28 protein-coding genes and 1 tRNA gene are annotated in these 24871 nt (G+C 45.5%); 23 read left to right on the top strand and 6 right to left on the bottom strand.

Features of this window, described 5'->3' with window-relative positions:
* Nucleotides 1–25: 25 nt before the first annotated feature.
* The 6 genes from ACT6NV_RS09070 to ACT6NV_RS09045 are packed head-to-tail and all read left to right on the top strand — an operon-like array spanning nucleotide 26 to nucleotide 3745.
* A complete protein-coding gene (locus tag ACT6NV_RS09070) occupies nucleotides 26–1003 on the top strand; it encodes a M23 family metallopeptidase (RefSeq protein ID WP_445384160.1) in 978 nt (325 codons plus the stop codon).
* The gene (locus tag ACT6NV_RS09065) at nucleotides 1003–1332 is read left to right on the top strand and encodes a MerR family transcriptional regulator (RefSeq protein WP_445384159.1); all 330 of its coding nucleotides are present in this window, start codon (nucleotides 1003–1005) and stop codon (nucleotides 1330–1332) included. Before ACT6NV_RS09070 ends, ACT6NV_RS09065 begins: the two co-directional genes overlap by 1 nt.
* Before the next feature lie 60 nt (nucleotides 1333–1392).
* Complete coding sequence (locus ACT6NV_RS09060) at nucleotides 1393–1992, top strand: LemA family protein (RefSeq protein ID WP_445384158.1); 600 nt, start codon at nucleotides 1393–1395, stop codon at nucleotides 1990–1992.
* 9 nt (nucleotides 1993–2001) lie between these two features.
* Nucleotides 2002–2439: a TPM domain-containing protein gene (locus ACT6NV_RS09055; protein WP_445384157.1), complete on the top strand. Its 438-nt coding sequence runs from the start codon at nucleotides 2002–2004 to the stop codon at nucleotides 2437–2439.
* Nucleotides 2420–3226, top strand: coding sequence for a TPM domain-containing protein (locus tag ACT6NV_RS09050; protein ID WP_445384156.1), 807 nt, complete (start codon nucleotides 2420–2422; stop codon nucleotides 3224–3226). Before ACT6NV_RS09055 ends, ACT6NV_RS09050 begins: the two co-directional genes overlap by 20 nt.
* A 60-nt stretch (nucleotides 3227–3286) precedes the next feature.
* On the top strand, nucleotides 3287–3745 hold the full coding sequence (locus ACT6NV_RS09045) for a hypothetical protein (protein ID WP_445384155.1): 459 nt from the start codon (nucleotides 3287–3289) through the stop codon (nucleotides 3743–3745).
* Nucleotides 3746–3747: 2 nt separating this feature from the next.
* On the opposite strand, the gene der is transcribed toward ACT6NV_RS09045, so the two are convergent.
* Nucleotides 3748–5049 carry a ribosome biogenesis GTPase Der gene (der, locus tag ACT6NV_RS09040; RefSeq protein WP_445384154.1) on the bottom strand — a complete coding sequence of 434 codons (1302 nt, stop codon included), beginning with the start codon at nucleotides 5047–5049 and terminating at the stop codon, nucleotides 3748–3750.
* A 76-nt stretch (nucleotides 5050–5125) separates the two neighbouring features.
* Nucleotides 5126–5836, bottom strand: a complete 711-nt coding sequence (locus ACT6NV_RS09035) for an acetyltransferase (protein ID WP_445384153.1) — start codon at nucleotides 5834–5836, stop codon at nucleotides 5126–5128.
* Between the two features lie 159 nt (nucleotides 5837–5995).
* Here ACT6NV_RS09035 and ACT6NV_RS09030 point away from each other — a divergent pair, with 159 nt between their 5' ends.
* Nucleotides 5996–6484 (top strand): GTP-binding protein, encoded by a 489-nt coding sequence (locus tag ACT6NV_RS09030; protein ID WP_445384152.1) that lies wholly within the window; start codon nucleotides 5996–5998, stop codon nucleotides 6482–6484.
* Here the strand turns inward: ACT6NV_RS09030 and era are convergent, their stop codons facing one another.
* Together era and ACT6NV_RS09020 are read right to left on the bottom strand one after the other, a co-directional pair.
* On the bottom strand, nucleotides 6485–7372 hold the full coding sequence (era, locus tag ACT6NV_RS09025) for a GTPase Era (RefSeq protein ID WP_445384151.1): 888 nt from the start codon (nucleotides 7370–7372) through the stop codon (nucleotides 6485–6487).
* Nucleotides 7359–8723 carry an alanine/glycine:cation symporter family protein gene (locus ACT6NV_RS09020; RefSeq protein WP_445384150.1) on the bottom strand — a complete coding sequence of 455 codons (1365 nt, stop codon included), beginning with the start codon at nucleotides 8721–8723 and terminating at the stop codon, nucleotides 7359–7361. Before ACT6NV_RS09020 ends, era begins: the two co-directional genes overlap by 14 nt.
* 121 nt (nucleotides 8724–8844) lie before the next feature.
* Here ACT6NV_RS09020 and ACT6NV_RS09015 point away from each other — a divergent pair.
* The 11 genes from ACT6NV_RS09015 to ACT6NV_RS08965 all read left to right on the top strand — a co-directional run bounded on the left by ACT6NV_RS09015 (nucleotide 8845) and on the right by ACT6NV_RS08965 (nucleotide 18247).
* Nucleotides 8845–8917 (top strand) — tRNA-Met (locus tag ACT6NV_RS09015).
* 454 nt (nucleotides 8918–9371) lie between these two features.
* Nucleotides 9372–10436, top strand: a complete 1065-nt coding sequence (locus ACT6NV_RS09010; RefSeq protein WP_445384149.1) for a DUF6090 family protein — start codon at nucleotides 9372–9374, stop codon at nucleotides 10434–10436.
* A complete protein-coding gene (locus tag ACT6NV_RS09005; protein WP_445384148.1) occupies nucleotides 10436–11212 on the top strand; it encodes a DUF6090 family protein in 777 nt (258 codons plus the stop codon). Before ACT6NV_RS09010 ends, ACT6NV_RS09005 begins: the two co-directional genes overlap by 1 nt.
* A gap of 79 nt (nucleotides 11213–11291) precedes the next feature.
* The gene (locus ACT6NV_RS09000; protein ID WP_445384147.1) at nucleotides 11292–12113 is read left to right on the top strand and encodes a hypothetical protein; all 822 of its coding nucleotides are present in this window, start codon (nucleotides 11292–11294) and stop codon (nucleotides 12111–12113) included.
* Nucleotides 12114–12636: 523 nt separating this feature from the next.
* Entirely contained in the window at nucleotides 12637–13938 is a 1302-nt protein-coding gene (locus tag ACT6NV_RS08995) for a toxin-antitoxin system YwqK family antitoxin (RefSeq protein WP_445384146.1), read from the top strand.
* A gap of 242 nt (nucleotides 13939–14180) precedes the next feature.
* Complete coding sequence (locus tag ACT6NV_RS08990; protein ID WP_445384145.1) at nucleotides 14181–14867, top strand: hypothetical protein; 687 nt, start codon at nucleotides 14181–14183, stop codon at nucleotides 14865–14867.
* Nucleotides 14868–14943: 76 nt separating this feature from the next.
* Complete coding sequence (locus ACT6NV_RS08985; RefSeq protein WP_445384144.1) at nucleotides 14944–16029, top strand: DUF6090 family protein; 1086 nt, start codon at nucleotides 14944–14946, stop codon at nucleotides 16027–16029.
* Nucleotides 16030–16144: 115 nt separating this feature from the next.
* Nucleotides 16145–16330: a PspC domain-containing protein gene (locus ACT6NV_RS08980; RefSeq protein ID WP_445384143.1), complete on the top strand. Its 186-nt coding sequence runs from the start codon at nucleotides 16145–16147 to the stop codon at nucleotides 16328–16330.
* Between the two features lie 226 nt (nucleotides 16331–16556).
* Nucleotides 16557–17099, top strand: coding sequence for a hypothetical protein (locus ACT6NV_RS08975; protein ID WP_445384142.1), 543 nt, complete (start codon nucleotides 16557–16559; stop codon nucleotides 17097–17099).
* 150 nt (nucleotides 17100–17249) lie between these two features.
* The gene (locus tag ACT6NV_RS08970) at nucleotides 17250–17780 is read left to right on the top strand and encodes a CIA30 family protein (RefSeq protein WP_445384141.1); all 531 of its coding nucleotides are present in this window, start codon (nucleotides 17250–17252) and stop codon (nucleotides 17778–17780) included.
* 17 nt (nucleotides 17781–17797) lie between these two features.
* Nucleotides 17798–18247 carry a YybH family protein gene (locus ACT6NV_RS08965; protein ID WP_445384140.1) on the top strand — a complete coding sequence of 150 codons (450 nt, stop codon included), beginning with the start codon at nucleotides 17798–17800 and terminating at the stop codon, nucleotides 18245–18247.
* On the opposite strand, the gene ACT6NV_RS08960 is transcribed toward ACT6NV_RS08965, so the two are convergent.
* Entirely contained in the window at nucleotides 18244–18882 is a 639-nt protein-coding gene (locus tag ACT6NV_RS08960) for a flavin reductase family protein (protein ID WP_445384139.1), read from the bottom strand. The genes ACT6NV_RS08965 and ACT6NV_RS08960 overlap by 4 nt on opposite strands.
* Nucleotides 18883–18927: 45 nt before the next feature.
* Nucleotides 18928–19284 (bottom strand): DoxX family protein, encoded by a 357-nt coding sequence (locus ACT6NV_RS08955; RefSeq protein ID WP_445384138.1) that lies wholly within the window; start codon nucleotides 19282–19284, stop codon nucleotides 18928–18930.
* An 11-nt stretch (nucleotides 19285–19295) separates the two neighbouring features.
* On the opposite strand from ACT6NV_RS08955, the gene ACT6NV_RS08950 reads away from it, so the two are divergent.
* The 5 genes from ACT6NV_RS08950 (at nucleotide 19296) to ACT6NV_RS08930 (ending at nucleotide 24829) form a co-directional block, all read left to right on the top strand.
* Nucleotides 19296–19730, top strand: coding sequence for a DoxX family protein (locus ACT6NV_RS08950; RefSeq protein WP_445384137.1), 435 nt, complete (start codon nucleotides 19296–19298; stop codon nucleotides 19728–19730).
* A 46-nt stretch (nucleotides 19731–19776) separates the two neighbouring features.
* Nucleotides 19777–20970, top strand: coding sequence for an MFS transporter (locus ACT6NV_RS08945; protein WP_445384136.1), 1194 nt, complete (start codon nucleotides 19777–19779; stop codon nucleotides 20968–20970).
* Nucleotides 20971–21138: 168 nt separating this feature from the next.
* Nucleotides 21139–22677: a carbon-nitrogen hydrolase family protein gene (locus ACT6NV_RS08940; RefSeq protein WP_445384135.1), complete on the top strand. Its 1539-nt coding sequence runs from the start codon at nucleotides 21139–21141 to the stop codon at nucleotides 22675–22677.
* A 16-nt stretch (nucleotides 22678–22693) separates the two neighbouring features.
* Nucleotides 22694–23668: a metallophosphoesterase family protein gene (locus ACT6NV_RS08935; RefSeq protein WP_445384134.1), complete on the top strand. Its 975-nt coding sequence runs from the start codon at nucleotides 22694–22696 to the stop codon at nucleotides 23666–23668.
* A gap of 87 nt (nucleotides 23669–23755) precedes the next feature.
* Nucleotides 23756–24829, top strand: a complete 1074-nt coding sequence (locus ACT6NV_RS08930; RefSeq protein WP_445384133.1) for a pyridoxal-phosphate dependent enzyme — start codon at nucleotides 23756–23758, stop codon at nucleotides 24827–24829.
* The last annotated feature ends 42 nt before the right edge of the window (nucleotides 24830–24871 follow it).

Here is a 24871-nt window from a genome sequence, read left to right as displayed (position 1 = left end):
CACAAAAATAGGATAAAATCCATATATGACTAAGGTAAAGTACTATTACGATCCGGATACCTTATCCTACCGGAAAATTGAACCCAAAAAATCCAGGAAGTACCGCAATATATTCCTGTTTGTACTCGGTGCTGCCCTCTTTGGATTTCTGGGCCTGATCTTCCTGTTAAACACCAATTTACTAAATACTCCCAAAGAACTGGCCCTGCAGCGGGAGCTCAACAATTATGAACTCCGCTTTGAACTCCTGAACCGGAAAATGGACCAGATGGAACAGGTACTCACCAATATTGAAGACAGGGACAACAATATATACCGCCTGTATTTTGAGGCCAACCCTATCCCGGAAGAACAGCGCAGGGCAGGTTTCGGAGGGGTGAACCGATATAAGGACCTGGAAGGATTTAACAATTCAGAAATGATCATTTCCACTACAAGGCGTATGGAAATTATTCAAAAACAGATGGTTATCCAGTCCAAATCACTGGACGAGATCACCAAACTGGCAGAAGAAAAAGAAAAACTACTGGCGGCCATCCCGGCCATACAGCCCGTAAACAATGAAGAGCTTACAAGGATGGCCTCTGGATATGGCTGGCGGTCCGACCCCTTTACCAAAGCGCGGAAAATGCACTGGGGAATGGATTTTACAGCACCCAGAGGGGTACCCGTTTACGCCACCGGAGACGGAAAGGTCATCCGGGCAGACAACAATGCTTCCGGTTACGGAAAGCACATTCGTGTAGATCACGGATACGGCTATATGACCCTTTATGCCCACCTGAGCCGTTACAATGTTAAAAGGGGGCAACAGGTAAAAAGAGGAGACCTTATCGGTTTTGTGGGTAGCACGGGCCGTTCCGAAGCCCCGCACCTGCATTATGAGGTGTGGAAAGACGGGGACAAGATCAACCCCATCAACTTCTATTATGGAAGTTTAACCGCCGAGGAGTTTGAAAACATGCTCAAAACGGCCAGCCAGGAAAACCAATCGCTTGACTAATGCATGTAGAACTACCTGAAAAACGCTATTACGGTATTGGTGAAGTTGCCAAAGCCTTTGACGTAAACACTTCCCTGATACGCTTCTGGGAGAAGGAGTTTGACGTGTTACAACCCAAAAAAAATGCCAAAGGGAACCGCAAGTTTACCCCTAATGACATTAAAAACCTCGAATTGATCTACCACCTGGTAAAGGAAAGGGGGTTTACCCTGGAAGGGGCAAAGATCCACTTGAAAGAAAACAAGCAGAAAACCCTGGACAATTACGAAATCATCCGGAAACTGGAGCGGGTAAAGGCTGAACTCACCAAAATAAAGGACCAGCTTTAGTGTAACAAAAGTCCGGTTTTCGCTACAAATAGTTTACTAACCGTTAAATCCGATAAACAAATGAAAAAGTGGTTAATTCCCGTAATTATCCTGCTGGTTGTAGGCGTAGGACTCTATCGCTGGGCCGTAGGATTCAACAATACCGCTGTGGAATACGAGGCCAATGCCAAAACAGCCTGGTCTAATGTGGAAAGCAGCTACCAGCGACGGAATGATTTAATCGGCAACCTGGTCAAAACCGTACAGGGGGCAGCCGATTTTGAAAGAGGAACCCTTACGGATGTCATCGAAGCGCGGGCCAAAGCAACTTCTACCACTATAGATGCCAATAACCTGAACGCAGAACAGCTGGCAGCCTTTCAGGAGGCCCAGACCGGCCTCTCCTCTGCCCTCTCCAGGCTGCTGGTAACCGTGGAGCGCTACCCTGAACTCAAGGCCAACCAGAATTTCCTGGAACTGCAGGCCCAGCTCGAAGGGACCGAAAACCGCATCAATGTAGCAAGGGACCGCTTTAACGAGCAGGTAAACACCTATGATATACACATTTCAAAATTCCCAAACAGTATTTTTGCAGGATGGTTTGGTTTTGAGGATATGCCTCGTTACAAAGCCGATCCGGGTTCCGAACAGGCCCCTGAAGTGGATTTTGAATTTGATTAAATCTAAAGTATGTCTGAGGTCGAATCTTTTCTGAGCAAACAGGACGAGGCGGAAATTGTGCAGGCCATCCTGGAGGCCGAAAAGGATACCTCCGGGGAGATCCGCGTCCATCTGGAACACAGTTTCAAAGGTGATCACATGAAAAGGGCACAGGAGCTCTTCTATCGCCTTAAAATGGACAATACCCGGGAATCCAACGGGGTATTGCTCTACATTGCCGTACACGACCACCGCTTTGCCATTATAGGGGACTCAGGCATTAACAAACGGGTTCCCGACAATTTCTGGGATAATACTAGAGACCTCATAGGCCAGCATTTCAAAAACGGAGCATTTAAAGAAGGGATAATCGCAGGCGTACTGTCGGCAGGAAAGGAATTAAAAAAACATTTCCCATGGAAACCCGGGGACACAAACGAACTGAGCAATGAGGTATCCAGGAATTAAAATCGTCCTGGTACTGCTGGCAGCCGTCAGCAGCAACTGGCTGCAGGCACAGTTTGAGATTCCCGAAAAACCGTCGCTGTCGGAACAAACCAGTCTGTATGACTATTATGGCTTGCTTACCAGCTCAGAGGCCAGTCAACTGGAGCAAAAGCTGATCCGGTATTCAGACAGTACCTCCACCCAGATTGTAGTTGCCATAATCGGGAGTACCGAAGGGGAAAACATCAACTACCTGGGAGCCCAGTGGGGCCAGAAATGGGGCATTGGCCAGGCCAAGGAAGACAATGGCATCCTGGTACTGCTCGCAAGGGATGACCGCAGGATTGCCATCAATACCGGATACGGGGTTGAAGAATTCCTCACGGATGCCCTCTCCAAACGGATCATTGAGCGCATCATCATCCCCGAATTCAAAAAGGACGACTACTACGCGGGCCTGGACAGGGGTACGGATGCGATTTTCCAGGTCCTGACCGGCGAATTTACGGCCCCGGAAAGCAGAGGGCCGGGCCCCAATAAATTTCCTTTCCGGGCACTGTTGCCCTTTATCATTTTTATCATCATTATTGTAATTCTGGCTTCACGCAAAAACCGCCGTGGCGGTGGCAGGGGCGGTGGCCGCAAAAAAGGCCTGGACATCTGGGACATCATTATCCTCAGCAATATGGGACGCTCCGGTTCTCGCGGTGGTGGCTTCGGCAGCGGAGGTGGTTTTGGCGGGGGTGGCTTTGGAGGCGGCTTTGGTGGAGGCGGCTTTGGCGGAGGCGGGGCTTCTGGTGGGTGGTAATCCCCTGTGCCCTATGCAACCTTTTTCACGAGTTAGCATCCCATTCTTAAAATGCTATCCATGAAAAAACAGCTAATCCTCGTTTTTACACTTCTTTTAATCCTCTCCTGCGATGAAAACAGGATTGACTGCAGCACGGTACTTTGTGCCGGGCCCCCTGTTTTCCTTTTTGAGCTGATTTCTAATGATGAGAACGTTTTGGAAAACAGGACCTATACTCTTGAAACCATATCCGTCACCGGAACTGATGAGGCTTCCCTGATCCTGGAAATCCAGCCGGTCCAAACCGGTTCCGGCGAAATCACGAGCCTGCAGTTAAATAACCCGACATGGGAACCCCAGGTCTATGAACTGACTTTAAAACTCGGGGCGGACTTTTCCATTCCCCTTGTGATAGATATGGGCCTTACGGAAGCGGAAAGCTGTTGCGGCGGCATCCCTGTGGTAAACGCCGTCTCAATTGACGGGGAGCCGCAATCGCTGATCGGAGGACCTTTTTTTACTGTTGTTTTGAATTGATCTTATTTCTTCCGCATAAAAATATCCATGGGAACCCCTGTAAAATCAAATTCCTTTCGCAATTTATTCTCCAGAAAGCGTTTGTAGGGCTCCTTGACGTATTGCGGTAAATTACAGAAAAATGCGAACTGCGGATAGGGGGTTGGCAGCTGGGTACAAAATTTGATTTTGACATACTTGCCTTTATAACCCGGAGGGGGGTTCCTTTCAATTATCGGAAGCATAATGTCATTCAGCTTTCGGGTAGGTATCTTTCGGGAACGGGCCTGATACACGGCAACTGCCGTTTCAATTGCTTTAAAGATTCGCTGCTTATTCAGCACGGAGATAAATAAGATGGGGACATCCACAAAAGGAGAAATCACTTCGTGTATTTTTTTGGTGTACTCCTTTACGGAGGCGGTATCCTTTTCTACCTTATCCCATTTATTCACCAGGATTACGATCCCTTTATGGTTTCGGTGTGCCAGCCAGAAAATATTCTGCACCTGCCCGTCAAAACCCCGGGTAGCATCCACAAGCAGCAGGCACACATCTGAATGCTCAATGGTGCGTACCGAACGCATTACGGAATAAAATTCCAGATCTTCCTTTACCTTGGCCTTGCGGCGGATCCCGGCCGTATCCACAAGGTTGAATTCGAAACCGAAACGATTGTAGCGGGTATCGATACTGTCTCGGGTAGTTCCGGCGATATCCGTTACGATATAGCGCTCCTCCCCGATCAGGGCATTGATAAAGGAAGACTTGCCAGCATTGGGACGGCCTACTACCGCAAAGCGGGGCAGGTCTTCCTCAGGCACTTCTTCCTCTGGCAGTACTTCCACCAGGGCATCCAGTAATTCCCCTGTTCCACTGCCGTTGATACTGGAAACCGGATAATAATCCCCCAGGCCCAGGTTGTAGAATTCCACGGCGTCCTCCAGCCTTTTGGCATTGTCCACTTTATTGACCACCAGGAAAACCGGTTTTTCCACTTTCCGCAGCAATCTGGCAACATCTTCATCCATTCCCGTAATCCCGCTTTCCGCATCCACCATAAAAAGGATGGCATCTGCCTCATCAATAGCCAGTTCTACCTGCCGGTCTATCTGCTGCTCAAAAACATCTTCACTCCCTTTCACATAGCCACCGGTATCTATCAGGGAAAATTTCTTTCCGTTCCAGTCCGATTTGCCGTAATGCCGGTCTCGGGTAACCCCGCTTATCGCATCCACAATGGCCTCCCGCCTTTGAATCATTCGGTTAAAAAATGTGGATTTCCCTACATTTGGCCTTCCCACAATGGCAACAATACCAGACATATACCTGAATTTGGCGGTAAAGGTAGTGCTATTAAGAGACTTAAAAAACGAAACTTAGTAATTGAGGTCACCAGTGTTAGTCCTCAGAGGCCAAAACTTCAGTATCCAACTTGCTGCCGGATAAATAAGGATCCCCTTTTTTCCGGTTACCTATAATTCTTGCAGGCCTTCCATAAGCCACAATAAAAGAGGGGAAATTCTTTAAAACCAAACTACTTGAACCAACAACGCTATGTTCTTCAATAGTAATGTTTTCAATAATATTAGTTCCTAAGCAAATAGCGGAATATTCACCAAGATGAAAGTTTCCTCCAATACAGCAACCCGGTGCCAAACTTGAATACGCTCCCATCCACCCATCGTGATCCAGGGAGGCTTTAGTGTTTAGAATACAGTGAGGTCCAATATGTGAATTTGCATTCACTATTACTCCAGGCATGATAACCGTTCCCGATGAAATATGGACTCCTTTACCTATAACGGCGCTTGGGTGAGTGGTACTTACAAAAGTAAAATTGGGAACTATTTTCTTTATGCGCCTGACCATCCTTGATCTTGCCCAGTTATCACCAATAGCCACGATTCCCCCATGTATATTGAATTTTTCAATTAGATAAGGCAAATCATACTCACTTCCCAGGACTTCATATCCGTCTTTTTTAGTACCTTTCTTTTTATAGGAATCAATAAACCCCAAAGGTTTGTATTTGCTATCTTTCTCGAGGCAATCCAGAACAACACTACCATGACCAGAAGCACCAAAAATGATGATATTCTTTAATTTCATGATAATGTTTTTTGCATTTCATCGATATTTTTATACACTTTATCGATATTTCGAAGATACTAAAAGAACTCAATGATTTCTATAAAAGATTAATAAAATTTAAAAAACCACTTGTGAAGTATTGATTTAAAGCGTTTTTTAAGTAATCAAAACGATCCATTGTCACTACCCAATGAAATAGTCCTGCGCCCCCGCTTTCAGCAACTGTTGGCCGAACCGGCAGCAGGGGTTCTGCAGCGCCTGGAGCAGTCTAATGACCCTGCCTTTGAACTGAAGCGCATGGATGACCACATCTTTATCAAGATAGGTGAAGCCCGGAGGCATTTCTGGTCTCCCCAGCTCCAATTGGAGATCCTGGATGAAGAAGACGGAGGATGCAAGATCTATGGCCTGTTTGGCCCAAACCCTACCCTGTGGACTTTCTTTATGTTCCTGCACTTCGGGGTGGCCACACTCTTTATCATCTTTGGCATCTGGGCCTATAGCAGTGCAGCCCTGGGCCGGGATTACGGCATCCTTGTCGGAGCTATGGTTTTTATGGTAGTGCTCTGGTTTGTACTCTATGCCTTCGGAAGGGCAGGACGTGCCAGGGGTAAACCGCAAATGCGGGAGTTACACAACTTTTTTCAAAAGGCCCTGCAGGGGTAGTTATTTAGACTGATAGCCGAAGCGCCTGAGTTGACGGCTGTCGCTGCGCCAGTTCTTATTGACTTTTACGAAGAGTTCCAGAAAGACCTTCTTGTCAAAAAAAGCTTCCATATCCTTTCGGGCCTCGGTTCCCACCCTTTTAAGGGCGCTGCCCTTATGACCAATAATAATTCCCTTCTGTGTTTCCCGCTCTACCATGATCACGGCTCCAATCCGTATGATATCGTCTGTTTCTTCAAAACTTTCGGTTTCAATTTCCACCGAATAAGGAACCTCTTTTTTATAATGCTGCAGTATTTTTTCCCGGATGATCTCGTTCACAAAAAAACGCTCCGGCTTGTCGGTAAGCTGATCTTTGGGAAAATAAGGCGGACTTTCCGGAAGCAGCTCCAGAATTCGGTTAAAAACCGTATCCAGGTTGAATCGCTCCAGGGCAGAGATAGGGATCACCTCCGCAGCGGGCAGTTCTTCGTTCCAGAATTGCACCTGGGCTTCCAGCTTCTCCTGTTCGCTGGTATCAATTTTATTGATCAGCAGCAAAAGGGGCACCTTGGTTTTTTTTAATTTTTTCAGGAATTCCTCATCCTTCAGGCCTTTCTCCCCCACCTCCACCATATAGAGCAAAACATCTGCATCCTTAAGTGCCGACCGAACAAAGTCCATCATGGACTCCTGAAGTTCGTAGGCTGGTTTGATGATGCCCGGGGTATCGGAAAAAACCACCTGAAAATCATCCCCGTTCACAATCCCAAGGATACGGTGGCGGGTGGTCTGCGCCTTGGAGGTAATAATGGAAAGGCGTTCTCCCACCAGGGCATTCATCAGGGTAGACTTCCCCACATTGGGGTTCCCGATAATATTTACAAATCCGGCTTTATGCTTTTTCATTTTTCAGTTGGGCAAAGTATTTTTTAGAGGCCTTATTGACTTTTGGTGCCAGATACAGCACTGCAATCATATTGGGGATCACCATCAGGGCATACGAAAGATCGATCAGGTTTTTTACCAGTTCCAGGGAGGCAATCGCCGCAAAGACGATCATCAGTACAAAATAGACATTGTACCAGCGCCCGATGCGCGCATTGGTTAGGAAGGACAAACTTTTGACCCCGTAATAGGAATAGGTAAACAGGGTGGAGAGGGCAAAGGCGCTTACGATGATCATCAAAAGTTCATCCCCCATCCCGAAAAGAGTGGTGCGAAAGGCGTTCAGGGTCATCACGATGCCACTGCCTTCCTCAAGGTAGGCCCCGCTCAGGATGATTACAACAGCGGTAAAGGTGCAAACCATGATGGTATCTATAAAAGGGCCCAGCATGGCTACCAGTCCTTCCTTGATGGGCTCATTGTTCTTGGATTGTCCGTGGTACATCGGGGCACTTCCAAGGCCGGCTTCGTTGGAGAACATGGCCCTGCGGATCCCGATAATCACCAGCCCCCAGAAGCCCCCGGTAACTACCGTTTTAAAATTCCAGGCCTCGGTAAGGATCAGTTTGAGGGAGGGCCAGACCAGTTCCGAGTTCATCACCATTACGGCAATAACCGCCAGCAGGTAGACCAGCACCATGAAAGGCACAATGGCCGAGGCCACTTTGGCTATTTTGGTGAGGCCACCGAAAATTACAAAGGAGGTAATGACCGCCAGGATGATCCCGATCAGCAATTTCCAGTTGAATTCAGAGGTGGCCCAAAGGGTCTCGGTGGGCTCCACCACACTCATAAAAGTCTCCGTAAACTGGTTGGCCGTAAAAACCCCCAGGAAGCCAAACAGCCCGCAGATACAAAAAAAGGTGGCCAGCGGCTTAGCTTTTTTGCCCATCCCCTGGGTAATGTAGAACATGGGGCCGCCCTGCAATTTCCCGTCCGAATCCTTCCCCCGGAACATTATGGCCAGGCTGCAGGAATAAAATTTTATGCTCATCCCGATCAGGGCGGTAACCCAGATCCAGAAAACCACCCCGGGCCCCCCGTCGTGGATGGCAATGGCCACCCCGGATATATTCCCAAGACCCACCGTTGCAGCCACAGCGGCCGAAAGCGCCTGGAAAGAACTCACTTCCCCTTCGGCATTTTTATCGTCGTATTTGCCGGCCGTTATGGCAATGGCATGCCCGAAGAAGCGATAGGGCAAAAAGCGGGAGTAAAGCACCAGAAAAAGCCCGCCCCCTATCAGCAGGATAAACATCGGCCACTCTGTATAGGGGATGAGGCCGGCAATGAAATCGTTGATTGCACCCATAGGATTCCTAACAGCCCCGAAGGTAGGGAATTTCAAAAAAAAGGAGCCGCAGGCCCCAAAATAATTCTCCTGGTAATTTTTTGATTAAACCAATAAACCATCGTATATTTGCCGTCCACATCGCGGGGTAGAGCAGTAGGTAGCTCGTCGGGCTCATAACCCGAAGGTCGCTGGTTCGAGTCCAGTCCCCGCTACTAGCCAAGCCGTTAACATCAGTTAGCGGCTTTTTTATTTGGGAACAAGCCAAACTTGTTTGAGCTTGTGGACAAATGGAAAAGACAACACCTCGCAAAGGCGAGGTGGACGGCTTGGCTAATTAGCTCACCCCAAGGCCGCTTTCGAGGCGTAGCCGAGAAAGCAATCCAGGCCCTACTGCAAAGCAACTTCTAAAGGATTAAAGAATTTTTTAATACGAAAAAGCCGAGCTTGCTCGTGATTTGGAGTGTTGAAAAAGGCTTACTTGCATAGCAAGCAGAAGTTGCTTTGCAACTCCCCCCTACTCTGGATGTTTTCCGAGCGAAGTGAGGAAAAGAATCCAGGCCCTTGGGGAAATTCCACCCCGATAGTTATCGGGGCCAAATTCAAATCCAGCTACCAGGGCATACGACCGTGAAATTTTTCGTAATTTGATAGGGCAACAACCAACCAATGCCTCGCTTCTTTAACCGAATCCGAAAACAACTCGCCAAAGAAAATAGGTTCTTTCAGTATTCCAGATATGCTATCGGGGAGATTCTCTTAGTGGTAATCGGTATTCTCATCGCTTTACAGTTAGACAACTGGAATCAAGAACGAGAAAATGAAGAAAAAGTCAGGATTGTTCTGTCAGATATGACGGTTGAATTGGAAGCCAATATTAACGAGGTTGCTCGCGTCATGAAATTCTATGAGGATAGGGATAGCACTATCTTCCTTGCAATTACCAATCAACTGACGGCAGAAAACTACAGGAACAACACTCCTGGCAATTTAGGTTTTCTGACTACTTCCTACACTGCAGCCACTTTAAATAATGAAACGTGGACTAAACTAATGGATTTTTCTGATGTTATCCCAGCAGAATTTAAAGGCCTAATTTCAAGGATAAATCACCTGTATAATGTTAGATATGAGGAGTTGAATATCAAAAATGAAATTATGCAGCAAATTATTATCGAATACTTCAACCACCTATCCGAAAATCATCCCTGGTTTACTCCCAGATCAAGCAATGACGGAAGTCTCGAGAAAGGGATAGATTATTTTCTAAATTCTGATTATCACAGAGGCAAAATCAGAATGTGGTATGTCCACGGGATCCTTAATCACGTACAATACCTAATAAGGTATCGTAGCGTGGCTATTGAGGTACTTAATGAAATTAAAACTTTACTGGATAGCTCTAATACCTATGATGGGGAAATTTATTTTGATAAAGAAACAGCCGAGAACGTTCAAGGGGCATGGAAGTCCGACAGGTTTCCGGATTACGAATTAGAGTTGAAATACAATGAGGGTCGGTTATTCTTGAAATTCAATCAGGACACCATTTCACGGGAGGTATTTGATTTAACGAATGGTAAGCTTAATTGGTTTCCTCCTATTTGGTATAAAGAAGTTGAACAAGAAAATTGGCAAGGAACTTACGCTATTTTATACTTTACAATTATTCAAGATGATGGTGAGCTAATCCTAAAGGATTACTTTTCAAAATGGCACAAAGTAAATAATTAATGCTCCGCTTCTTCCGCCAAATACGTCAACGACTTCTGACTGATAATAAGTTCAGCAAGTACCTGCTGTATGCCATTGGGGAGATTCTGCTGGTTGTGATTGGGATTTTGATTGCGTTGCAGATTGATAATTGGAATGAAAATAGGCAAAAGGCCAAAGAGGAACATGAGATTCTCAAACAAATAGAACAAGATTTAGTCGAAAGCAGAACCCAATTTGCTGACCTTAAGCATTTAAACGAACTCTTACTCAAATCAGGAAGATTCATTTTAGAACACCTGGATTCCAAAGCCCCTATTACCGATTCACTGTTATATTATATTCAACTTACCTTGGTACAGGAAGATTTCAACCCTGTTGACACCGGATACACGGCCATGTTAAATTCTGGTTCAAGTGAATTAAAAAACGATAGTTTAAGGGTGCAGCTGTCTTACTATTTTGAAGATATCCTTAAAATGGTTAAAATAAGAAACGACAAGTTACTTGCCATTCAATGGGATCACCTGGAGCCATTTATGCTAACACATTTCAAAGTAGAGAAGATTGAATCCGAGGAGAGTGAATATTATGATCAGATGGTTACAGTGCCCAGAGATTATAATGAATTAACCTTCGATGACACTTATGCAAATATCCTCCACCTGAAAAATGGGCGTTTGGAGTTGAATATTTTGAGACTAACCCAAACGCAAGAATCGCTGGAGCAGCTGATTGAAGAGGTTCGAACAGAAATAAATCAAACCAAAGAACCATTATCAAAAAGGCTTTGGTAATGCCCATACCTTTAAAAAGATAGAATCTACGAATCCTCAACACCACCATTGAAGCTTCAAAAATACCATTTCACGACCAATGCTCCGCTTCTTCCGCCAGATCCGTCAAAAACTCTTGACTGACAATAAATTCAGTAAGTATCTGCTGTATGCGGTTGGGGAGATTTTGCTCGTGGTAATAGGGATTCTGCTTGCCCTGCAGGTCAATACCTACCAGGAAAACAAAATGGCTCGCTTAAAGGAATGTGAATACCTCAACAGTCTGTTAGCCGACCTTACCATTGAAAAAAACTTCCTGGGAACCTATGCTGAGTTTGACAAGGAAGTAATCACCAACGCAGAAACTCTTTTACAGGCCTATTATGACAGGGGTGAGATTGAGGTGGATGATGCGTTTTCAAGACAGCTCAGCATTTTGAACAATCGTAGCACCTTTCGCAAACACAATGCGACCTACAAAGAACTCCTGGCCACCGGAGATTTAAATTTATTGATGGATCAAAACCTGAAACAAAGGATCATGCTGTATTTCCAAACGGTGGAACAGTTTGAGACCATCATCCGCCAAAATAATGAGTACATAGACAATCACTTTGCCCCCTTAGCTTTGCAGGTGAGCACCCATTATGTCCCGAATCATCAGTTAAAATGGAGTGAAAATATTTTGAAAAAGGGTTACATTAAAGAAAAGTTCAATCGTCCCTCGGAGTTTGAATCAGGTTATTTCGATTTCATTGCCGAACGGCTGGAGGATCCCCTTGAAGAGTTGGAGTTGGTTAACCAAATACAATACCGCTATCGCATAAGCGCCGTACACCTCTCCCTGGTTGATGAACTTCTCGACACTAACCAGGAGCTTTTAAATCAAATTGGTGAGGTGATTGATGCCTGTTCTCCCTGAAAACGAGATATGGATCCGCATGTATTAATCGAAATTATTGATAGTCAGCACAGCCATAAAGAGTCACACTTGTCGCTAAACTAAATCCATTCCTTGCACTACTTTCAATGCTACTTTGGAAAGGATCAGGTTTCCTTCCCTTTAAAGGGCACAGGATAACCCATTTAACCTTTGAACATGAAAATTATTTTTGCAATTCCATTCATGCATGCCAGCAGCCAGGTTTGAAATTCCACCCCGATAGCTATCGGGGCCAAGCACCAAGCACCAACAAATCTAGATGGCTTCCATTGTAAAGCTCCCCCCAAGGCCGTTTTCCGATCCGCTGAAGGCGGAGAGGAAAACAATCCAGTTCCCGCTACTAGATGAGAATCTTTACAGAAATGTGAGGTTTTTTTATTTGACCGAATAACTTGGCCAAACCAAGTTTTGGTTTAGACAAATGAGTTGGGTTTCGGTGTTGGTGACATGAACTTTATTAAGATACATGGTATTTTTCTATTTTTAAGGAAATAATTGTTAAATGAAACCTATTTTACTACTACTATTTACAGTTCCAATACTAGCATTTGGACAAAATGAGAAGGTGATAAATTATAATGATGTGTTCCTCAAGGATTCATTATTATTTAACCGGAGAGACTCCAAATTGGTTAATGGGAAAGTTGTTGGATATCGTCGAGATGGTAAACTCCATATATCTTATTATGTTGAGAATGGTAAGCTAAATGGGAATCTTAAACGTTGGAATAATAAAGGAGGATTGGCATATGATGTTTATTATAAAAATAATTTAATGAATGGGCCTTTTAAATCCTGGAATGAGAATGGAGATTTAATAGAAGAAGGTCAATACACAGACAATAAAAAGGTTGGGATGTGGAAGAAGTGGACAGAATTATACGGCCAACTGTTGTATAAAGAAGAAGGATTATATAATGATAATAAGAAGGAAGGGGTTTGGAAGAAGTGGTTATTAGTCGAACAAGGAGAACAACTTATTAAAGAGTCATTTTACAAAGATGACAAATTGAATGGTTTGTATAAGGTATACTATGAATATGAAAATGAGCAAATAAGTGCAGAGGGGCAATACAAAGAAGGTAAAAGGGATGGTATATGGAAGGAATGGCACTTAGACGGTAATATCCGGTTACAAGAAAAATACATAGAAGGTAAACGGGATGGCCTATCTATAGTGTGGTACCGAAATGGCAATAAACTAGAAGAGGTTTTATACAAAAACGACAAAAAGGAAGGTTTATATAAAACCTGGAATGAAGATGGGAATTTAAGAGAAGAGGGGCAATACAAAGAAGGTGAAAAGGATGGCATTTGGAAGGAATTGTACCCAGACGGTAATATCTATTTAGAAGCAATATACAGAGAAGGTAAACAAGATGGCTTATTTATATTGAAGCACCGAAATGGTCTCATAAGTGAAGAGAGGACTTACAAAGAAGGCAAAATAGATGGTCTTCTTAAGAGGTGGGATGAAAACGGTCAAACGCTTGAAGAGACATTATTCAAAGAAGGTCAAGAAGATGGTCTGTCTAAGCATTGGTATAATAATGGTAATCTTTCGTCAGAACGTAGATATAAAGATGGAAAAGAGGATGGTGTGTGGAAGACTTGGTATTATAATGGTCAGCAAGATTCAGAACGTATATATAAAGATGGGAAAAAGGATGGTGAGTGGAAGCATTGGTATAGAAATGGACAACTTCAAAGCATACAAAATTACCGTGAGGGGACTCCTATTGGTCAATGGGAATATTATGATGAAAACGGAAAATTAATTAAAACAGAAAATTATGTTAACTAACTATTAATATGATATCTTCTATACGTTTGTAAATTTTTCATTTCTGCTTGCCATGATATTTTAGAATTCAACAACTTTTATAAAGTCAGTTATAAACTCATTTTGGTTCGATAATTCAAGCTTTCCCACTACAAAGAAAGCCAGAAGTCCTTTCCCGTTTAAAGTCGAAAACCTGCGGTATTGACAAAAATCATACGATTTGATTAAGTCCTGTATTACCTTCAAAGGTCAATCCAGGGAACATGATTCAATTCCTCCATAAGATCCGTAAGTATCTCCTCGAAGTCCTAGTCATTTTTCTGGGGGTTATGCTGGCTTTTATAGCCGAAAACTGGCGTGAAAACCTTCAGGATAAGGCAGATTTCAGGATGATTATGCATGAAATTGAAAAGAATATCCGGTTGGATTCTATTGAAATGCTCAGCGATAAAAGGGACATCATTGGGCAGCTTGATTGCATTGATAAACTGCTAAACGAACCCCTCAGCATTTTGGGATTACCTAAAGGGAGTCTTCCCAACCGGACTTGCCTGGATATAATTATGTTTTATGACTGGCCGGACTATGTCACCACCGGCTATCACCAACTGGAAAACAGCAAAATTGTACCCGCCGGCTTTGACGAAGAATTGATGATGAAAATCTATGAATACTACCAATGGATCGATTACCATTACCTTTTGGTAGAGCCGACCATCAGGGATGTACAGAAACTTCAGCAGTATTTTATAGACAAGGGTTTTCCTCCAATTGAAAAGGACTCGCTCACGGAAAGAGATGTGGCAGTTTATGAGAGATTACAAAAGGACACTGTTTTTGTTACCATGCTTAAATACTTAAAATACAATCGAAAGCTGGAACTAAGGGTTTATAAGGAAATGCAGAAGAAAAGCAGTGCCATCTTGGAGTCGTTTAAAGCCTATAATTGATTTTTAACCGATCGAATTTAAGATGGAAATATTCAAACCGCATAAAGTTTAATCTTAAACCAAAAGACATAAAGCAATGCTCAGCTATCTGCGCCATATACGCCAAAAACTCCTTGAAGAGAATCGACTTAATAAATACATTCTCTACGTAATTATTGAGGTTTTTATTGTGATCATAGGTATCCTCATTGCCATTCAGGTAGACAACTGGAATGAGGAGCGGAGCGGAGCGGAGAAAAACAAACTTCTTTTTAAAGAGGTCTATGATGAACTACTACAGAATATCCAGAATACGGACCGGATTATAGACCTCTATATCGAGAAGGATTCCCTTTATTTCTACTTATTCAACGGCTTTGCCGACTACGAAGATTATAAGAAATATCCCCGCTTGTTCCATTTCGCATTTATGGATGACATGACTACCCTTATTAATCCATTAGGCTATGAACGGACCGGCCTGGTGGATGAAGACTACAAGGAACTCATTACCGGAAAGGATAAGCTCACCAGATTACAGGATTCTATCCTTTCAGAATTAAAGGATCTTTACGGGAAAATTAAAAGTAATGTCGATACCGATGATGAAACCATTTATAGATCCCAACTCAGTTTAAGAGATAAAATGATGGAAAGGCAACCTTGGTGGTCTCACTATGTAAACTTCAAAGATATATCTGATGAGATGATCCAGTTTGCTTTAAACGACACATTCTTCCATAATCAATTGAGTGAACTATGTTATAGGGAGCAATCGCATATGAGGGGGTTGCTCGCCTTTAGGGTAAAGGCACTGAATCTCTATGAGAAGATTGCGGAGATGCTTCAACTTGAAACGGACTCTTCCCTGATCCCGGACATTGCAGATTTTGAGCACGTCAAAGGTGTTTACAGAAGAGGTCAAACCTCATTTGATATAACCGGAAAAAAGGAATTGAGAACGAAATTATATGACAATGATTCCCTCATGGGTCCGGGAGCAAAAGTTTATCCATATCACCGCTCTCATTTGATAATCCACCGGGATGATAAAAAAGATGATAACTGGCTGGCCAAGATTGAATACGGGAAAGACGGAGAAGTTTTAGGGCTGTCCTGGTTTGCCAATTTGCTGGTGGAAGAAGGAACGACAAGGAAGTATATACAGCCAAAAATAGAATGATTCATATTTGCTACTTCCGACCACTTATGGCTTTACTCTTCCGCTTTATATTAACGATCAGATTATAAAGCTACTATCTTGTTTTTTTGTAATTTACTTTAGCAATTTAAAATATATGGGGAACCAGGGCCTAAGAAGATCAAATAACCGATTGATTGGTGGCGTATGCGCGGGGATAGCCGAATTTTATGGTTGGGAGCCAGATCGGGTGCGCCTTGTCTTTGTATTATTGGTCCTCATTGGGGGTTCCGGCCTTTTGGCATATCTGATCCTCTATTTTGTAATGCCCCCTCCTTATTGAATTTTGGACATCGAAACCTTAGAAAAGAAGGCGACTGGGACCCGGCCTGGGATAAGGAGCTTGGGCTGAAGTAGGTAGTTGGCAGTTGCGGTAGGCAGTAGGCAGTTGCAGTATGCAGTAGCAGTAGGCAGTGGGGAACTAGTTCAAAGTTCAAGGTTTAAGTGAAATGTAACCGCTCCGCTTCAGCTGGTACAATATTTGAGGTTTAAAAAGAAACTGACCGGGCATGAAAAAACTAACCGTCCTGCTGTTGCTCCTGAGCACCGTTTCCTGTATCCCTCTCAGGGTGGCCCCCACCATCCGGGACTATAAGATTGTGGTTGCCAAAAAGTTTAAAGGGGACCTGCCCCGGGAATACGCTTTTGTATTTGAAGACCCCAAGGAGGCGGATGAATTTTACCACTACATCAACACCAAATTTGAGCTGGACCACCAGGAGGTGGAATTGAATGTACCCATGAGTATTGGAACCCAAACGGTCTATATGTCATTTTACGAGCGGGAACGCGTTTCAAAAACTGCAAACATCTTTCCCGTTTTGATTGACGCCGTCCTGGCCACCCAGGATACCGGCCCGTTTTTGGAAGAAACCTATTCCTCCCGTTCCGAATACTGGTATATCCTGATAACCGTCCGGGATAGCCAGTTCAAGGATTGCCTTGCCCCGGACTATCCCCAGAAGAGAGATGTGGTGAGGGTCCTCTGGAACTTAAAACAGGAATACCTGGCCACGCATGATTACGGGGAACTGCTTTTAAGCAAAAGATAATATTCGCATAAGTATCCCTTAAGGTATAGTTATTTTCAACTCATCCGGGCAATATCTTTTCTCCCTAACCAAAAGGTAAATTACAGGCTGCAAAAAAGGAATTCCCGCTACTATTGATTACCTTCAGGAATCCCCTAAAAGGGTGCCCCTATGATTCGTTTGTTGATCCTGATTCTGATAAGTTTTAATATGCACAGCCAGCCCCTCTTCCAGTTTACGAAAGAAACCCCCAACGGCAGTTGGAGGGTTATAGATGACGTGGTAATGGGAGGTCGATCCGAGGGGCATTTTAAAATCACAACAGAGGGTTACGGGGAATTCAGCGGGAACGTCTCCCTGGAAAATAACGGGGGCTTTTCCTCCCTGAGGTACCCAATGCAGCCTATAGCGGTGAAAGAGGCCAGCCAGATACGCATCCACTTAAATGGGGATGGGAAAACCTATCAGTTCCGCATCAGGCACAGCAGCGGGAGTTATTACTCCTATACCTGTAGTTTTAAAACCACAGGCGAATGGGAAGAAGTGGTTTTGCCCCTTAAGAATTTTAAGCCGGTATTCCGGGGCCGGGAGCTGGACTTGTCGCCTTTTGACCAGGAACAGATAGCAGAACTGGGCTTCCTGATTGCGAATAAAAAACCCCAGGCCTTCCGGCTGCTGATACAGACCATTGCATTGGAATAATACTTAAAACTGACCTTATGAAAACCATTGGATTACTGGGCCTGCTGGGCCTTTTGTGCTGCGGTTGCGGCGAACAGGCCTCAGAAGATAAGCGCGGCGACTGGGAGGCCGAGATTGTGGAGACCGAACGTGCCTTTTCAAAAATGGCCGGAGAAGTGGGGATTCCTGAAGCCTTCCTGGAATATGCCGCCGAGGAAGCAGTATTGATGCGGGGCAATAGCCTTATTAAAGGAATGGAAGCCATCAGTCAACACCTGAACAATAGCATCCTTTCCGATTCCACCACCCAATTAAGCTGGGAACCTGATTTTGTCTCGGTTTCCGCTTCCGGGGACCTGGGCTATACCTACGGGCAGTATGTTTTTTCCATGAAAGATTCCCTGGGCCAGACCCGGACCCAGGAAGGGATCTTCCACACCGTCTGGAAACGGCAGTCAGACGGCAGCTGGCGGTTTGTCTGGGACTAATCGATTGCTTCCAGGGCCTCCCCGGGCCGATAGTAGCCGTACCGCCCTAATTTGGTTCCGGTGTAATAGGTGTCCAACCCGCCAATGGCCACCGTATCCAATGATTCCAGGGCCAGATCCCCGTCTTGGGCAATCGCATCATCCGGTACAATCAATTTTTCGATTTTACCAACTACAAGGATGGTCCCGTTGGCTTTAACAAGGTGTTCTTCCTCAAAGCTCAGGCCTATTTTGATATGGCTTTCAGCTACAAAAGGAGCCGGAAAACCCGCTTCATAATGAGGTGTTAACCCGCAGGCTTCAAACTCAGAAATCCCCCTCGGGAATTTGCCTGATGTCATATGGGCCTGCCGGTGTATTTCAGAGGTCACCTGGTTGATGGTATAAAAACCGGTTTCCTTCAGGTTCTCATAGGTATGCCGCTCTACGGTAGTGGGCCTCAGGATAAAACCCAAATAGGGCGGATTGGCCCCAATATGGACCACAGAATTGAAGAGCGCGAGGTTCTCCTGTCCTGCGGCGTTCCGGGTCCCGATAAGATTGGCGGTTTTATAGCCTGCAATTTTGTTGATTAATGTACCCCTGTAGCGGGATTGGAACTGCATAATTTGCGGGAAGTCGAGAATTACTGGCATTTTTTTTAGTAAAGATACATTCTGCGGGGGACATCTCCCGGTACCTCAAAAAGAAGACAACTGCAGAGCGTCTATCCCGATAATCAGGTTTATTACCATAAAAATAAAGGCAGGTGAAGATTTTATAAAGCCGTCTTTTATTTTCAAACGCACTATAAATCCGGCCAGCATCATGAGTGCCAGTCCAAAGGCCCCAATTACCGTAAAGACTGGTTGACCCAAACCTATAAAAAGAAAAAGGGAACCTGCCAACTGCAGGATACCATTTATCTTTCTGAAGTTTTTTAAACCGTAGCGTTCAAATTCCACCACCATGTATTCGGCCACCAGGCAACTGATACCGAAATAACCAAAGGAGACGGCCGTAAACAACTGTAAAAGGGAAATCGGGGTCAGATTCATGCTTTTATTTTATGATTTCCCCCATAAAGGAGGTATTTTTAGAGAAACACGAATCAACAAGCCTTCCCATGGAGTATTTTATATTGGCCATAAAGGTCGCCATTTTTCTAAGTATTATCAATGTTTGGTTTATCAGGTTTAACAGCAAAACCCCTTACCGCCCGGGAGAAGCAGGGAGTATGCGGGAAGAATTTGAAAAATATGGGCTTCCGGCACCAATGATGTATTTGGTGGGAGCACTTAAGGTGCTTGCGGCAGCAGGTATTATGGCGTCTGTCTGGTACCCAGAGGCCCTGCTCCCCTCCGCCGGAGTCATGGGTGTTTTAATGCTGGGGGCGATAGGAATGCACCTGAAGGTAAAGGACCCGCTGAAGAAGTCCATGCCCGCTACAGTATTCTTTCTCTTATCGGCAATCCTGATTTTACATACACAGGGATACTTTTAAGGAACCGTTCATAGTAATAAATTCATAATCAACTCCTGATCCCTGTATGGGCACCTCTGTTCAGCCACAAAAAACCCTGGCCTTCATTGTCTTTGCCCAATTTTCCTGCACCTCCCTTTGGTTTGCAGGGAACGGGGTGATGCAGGAGCTTATAAGCAACTTTTCACTGCCTGAGGTTGCTCTGGGGCATCTAACAGCGGCCGTCCAGCTCGGGTTTATTGCCGGAACGCTTTTGTTTGCCATTCTGGGCCTGGCCGATCGCTTTTCTCCATCGCGTGTATTTTTTGTCTCCGCTTTGCTGGGAGCCGGGATCAACCTCGGTATGCTTTGGCCGGGGAATTCTTTATGGACGCTCATATTTTTTCGTTTCGGAACCGGATTTTTCCTTGCCGGCATCTATCCGGTTGGGATGAAAATTGCTGCCGACTATTTTGAAAAAGGCCTGGGAAAATCCCTGGGGTACCTGGTGGGGGCGCTGGTATTGGGGACGGCCCTCCCCCATTTCATCAAAGGCCTGGGAACTCAAATTCCCTGGCGGATGGTTATCTTGGCAACTTCTGGTTTGGCCCTTGCAGGCGGTCTGTTGATTGTATTGTTCATATCAGACGGACCCTATCGCAGGGCAGCGCAACAAATCCGCTTTACGGCCTTTTTTGAACTATTCAAAATCAAAGGGTTAAGGACAGCAGCCTTTGGATATTTTGGCCATATGTGGGAATTATATGCCTTCTGGGCTTTTGTCCCGCTTATGCTGCAATCGTATTTCATACAACATCCGGAGCTTTCGATATCCATCCCGATCTGGTCTTTCCTGGTTATCGGGATAGGCGGTATCTCCTGTGTGTTGGGAGGCCATCTTTCGGAAGTACTGGGACCTGTCAAAGTTGCCAGAGGGGCCCTTTCGAGTTCGCTGCTCTGTTGTCTGGCAATGCCTGTACTCTTTCTGTTTGCCCCGGCCTGGGCCTTTCTCAGCTTTCTGCTCTTCTGGGGCATGGTTGTAATTGCCGATTCCCCGCTATTCTCCACCCTTGTGGCACAAAGCGCTACAGCAGATGTTAAAGGAACCGCCCTTACCATTGTAAATTGTATCGGTTTTAGCATTACCATCCTGAGTATTCAATGCCTGAATTACCTGATCACCCCGGGCACCTCCCCATGGGGCTATATGGTCCTTGCCTTAGGCCCGGCATTAGGCCTTATGGGGTTTATAAGCAGAAAAGCATGGAATAAAACCCCTTAACAAAATCATTCATGTTTGCTTACCGAAAGGAATTCCTGTACACCTCAGAGCCTTCAGGCAAAAATAAAAAATGATGATGCTAAATAATTTGACTGAAATCTTTAGCAGATCTGTGTCACTTATTTGATCGTATCTTTACTTTGGTTATAGAAAGCTTAAAAACTATTTATGGAGTTGAAGGAAATTGAAAACATCGAGCTGAAATTCCTGGAAATGACAGATTACCGGGAATTGAAAGAAACCATGCTGGAATCTTACGAGAACATTCCGGAACCACATTGGGAAGAGGAACAAATTGAAACCCTTATCACCAAATTTCCGGAGGGGCAGGTTGTGATCAAAGTCAATGGACAGCTGGCCGGTTTTGCCCTTTGTATTATTGTGGATTACGATAAATACTCCCCCCGCCATACCTACAAACAAATTACCGGGAATGAAACCTTTAGCACCCATGACCCCGAAGGGGATATGCTTTATGGGATAGAGGTAATCATCCGCAGGGAGTTCAGGGGGCTGCGACTGGGGCGCAGGCTGTACGATTACCGTAAGGAACTTTGTGAAAAATTAAACCTGAAAGGTATCGCCGCCGGCGGACGCATCCCCAATTACCATCGTTATGCCGATACACTGAGCCCTAAGGAATACATCGAAAAGGTCAGGCGAAAGGAAATTGACGACCCTGTCCTGAATTTTCAGATCTCCAATGATTTTCACCCGGCCCGTATCCTGAAAGGATACCTGGAAGGAGACCGGGCTTCCAACGAATACGCTGTTTTGCTGGAGTGGGATAATATTTATTACGAAAAGCCTGAAAAACAACCGGTCAGCCAGAAAACAGTGGTGCGCCTGGGCCTGATTCAATGGCAGATGCGCCCTTATAAAAGCTTTGAGGAACTGATGAACCAGGCAGAGTACTTCCTGGATTCCGTTTCGGCCTATCGTTCTGATTTTGCCGTATTCCCCGAATTCTTCAATGCGCCGCTGATGGCCGAAAACAACCATCTTTCCACCCCGGATGCCATACGGGAACTGGCGGGGTACACCGAAAAAATTGTGGAACGGTTTTCAGAGTTTTCCATTTCCTATAATATCAACATCATCAGCGGGAGTATGCCCGAGATGCGGGATGGAAACCTTTACAATGTGGGATACCTGTGTAAAAGAGACGGGAGCACCGAACGCTATGAAAAGCTGCATGTTACCCCGGACGAGGAAACAGTATGGGGAATGCAGGGGGGCTCAGAGCTGAAAACCTATGAAACCGACTGCGGCAGGATTGGGATTCTCATTTGTTACGATTCCGAATTTCCGGAACTCAGCCGTATCCTGGCTGATGAGGGGATGGACATTTTATTCATCCCGTTTCTGACGGATACCCAGAACGGCTACTCCCGGGTGCGGAACTGCGCTATGGCACGGGCAATTGAAAACGAATGCTACGTGGCCATTACGGGAAGTGTGGGCAACCTGCCCAAAGTACAAAACATGGATATTCAGTACGCCCAATCCATGGTGCTGACCCCTTGCGATTTTGCCTTTCCGACCAATGGGGTCAAGGCGGAAACCACTCCTAATACCGAAATGATACTGATTGCCGATGTAGACCTGAGCCTGCTGCGGGAACTCAACCAGTTTGGCAGTGTCCGCAATTTAAAGGACAGGCGTAAAGACCTGTACGAATTGCGCAGGAAAAAAACCCGAAAATAACCATACCACCAGCCTTATGAACTTTAAATCCAATGCTTTAAGCTGCTTATTATTACTATCCATTGTGCAGACCGCCTGCAAGAAACAAGAAGCAATACAGGCCCCTTTCCGTCACTCAATAACGGAAGGTCCGGTCCCATGGACTTCAGATCAGTTTGAAGAAACCGAAGAAGACTTCACATTTGGTATCATTTCAGACTTGAACGGGGGCGAAAGGGAAGGGGTTTACAGTAAGGCTGTCACCCAACTGAACCGCCTGGATCCGACCTTTGTCCTTAGTGTCGGAGACCTGATCGATGGGGGTACCGAAGACAGCCTGCAGCTGGCGAAGGAATGGGATTCCTTTGATCGGCGCACTGCCCAGCTCAACATGCCGTTTTTCCACCTGGGGGGGAACCACGACCTTACCAACCCTGCCATGCGGGTTTTCTGGGAAAACCGCTTTGGCCCGCGATACTACCATTTCCTTTATGAGGATGTGCTTTTTCTGATGCTGGATTCAGAAGATTATACCGAGGCCCGGATGATGGAAATATATCAGGCACGAGATTCGGCCATCCGGATTATCGATGGGGATCTCCCGGGGATCTACGAAGAAACCACTTATTACCACATGCCCGAACGCAGGATCGGGGCCATGGGTACCGAGCAGTTAGAGTACTTTAAAGCGGTACTTAAAGAACATCCGCAGGTCCGCTGGACCTTTGTCCTCATGCACAAGCCGCTCTGGATGCGGGAAGATTCCAAGGGCCTCGGGCCTTTGGAAGATGCCCTGGCAGGCAGGAACTATACGGTAATCAACGGGCATTTCCATTCTTTCTCCTACCGCAAAAGAAAGGGGATGGACTACAGCATCCTGGGAACTACCGGGGGCAGTCAGAACCCGGCCGATTCCCTTGCCTTTGATCATATCTCCCTGGTGCGAATGGATTCTATACCCGTTGTCACCCACCTCAGGATGGATGGAATCCTCAATGAAAAAGGATTGTAAATCCGGAGAATTAATAGGTATTTATCCCGTAGAAGGCCGATTATTTGTTAAATTTATTAGACGTGTACAGCGTGTTACCAAAAACATATGAGTACAGCAATTAACATGCTGGATGGGGTCAAGCCGAATCCCATAAAAGTTACCAGGGACGTAAGCCTGCTCAGTGAGGAAGTCAAAGACATAAACCTCTCTGTGGTAGACCGCCTGGAGGCCCTGGAGGATATTATAAACCTTGAGGTTGGGGATACGGCCCTGCTGCGCCTGCGCAATCTGGAACGCGAATACGGGATGCGCCAGTTGTATATCAAATTTGAAGGCGACAACCCCACAGGCACTCAAAAAGATAGGATCGCTTTTGCCCAGGTATACGATGCGTTGCGAAGGGATTACGATACTGTGGTGCTGGCCACCTGCGGAAACTACGGGGTGGCGATGGCCTTTGCCAGTTATCTTTCAGGGCTGAGGTGCAGAATTTATATCCCCAGCACCTACCATACCGAACGTATTGAGGAAATGCAGGCCTATGGGGCTGAGATCGTCCGGGTACCCGGAACCTACGAAGAGGCAGTAATGACTTCCAGCCGGGAGGCAAATGAAAATGGGATGTACGACGCCAACCCCGGGGGAAGTAATACCCCCCTGCAGCTTAAGGCCTACTCGGAAATAGCATTTGAAATCTACGATCAGCTGCGGGATGCACCAAAATACCTAGCCTGCCCGGTTTCCAACGGCACCCTTCTGGCCGGGGTCTACCGGGGGTTTGTGAATTTATACAAACGGGGTAAAACCTCCCGCATTCCTCATTTTATTGCCGGTTCCTCGAGCAACAAAAACCCGATTGTTTCCTCCTTTAACCGCGGGCTGAAACACTGCGAGGACCTCAAACCCGAAAAAATAAAGGAAACTTCCATCAATGAACCCCTGGTAAACTGGCACAGTTTTGACGGAGACGAAGCCCTTTATGCTCTGATCCATTCTCAGGGCGCCGCCGAACCGATCAGTGACCAGAAGATGCGAATGATGACCTCGACCCTTTTGAAAACAGACGGGTTTAAAGTTTTGCCTGCAGCCACGGCAGGTCTGATTGCCTTGCTGCAGAAACACCAGCAGGAACCTTTTCCCAATGACCGCTATGTGGCTATTGTGACCGCCCGGAATTAATGCGGTATTAAACAGGACTTAAGGTGTACTTATTTAAAACAT

Source organism: Robiginitalea insularis (assembly GCF_052497835.1).
The sequence above is the reverse complement of the archived record's forward strand: the minus strand, read 5'-3'. Positions and strand labels throughout refer to the sequence as shown.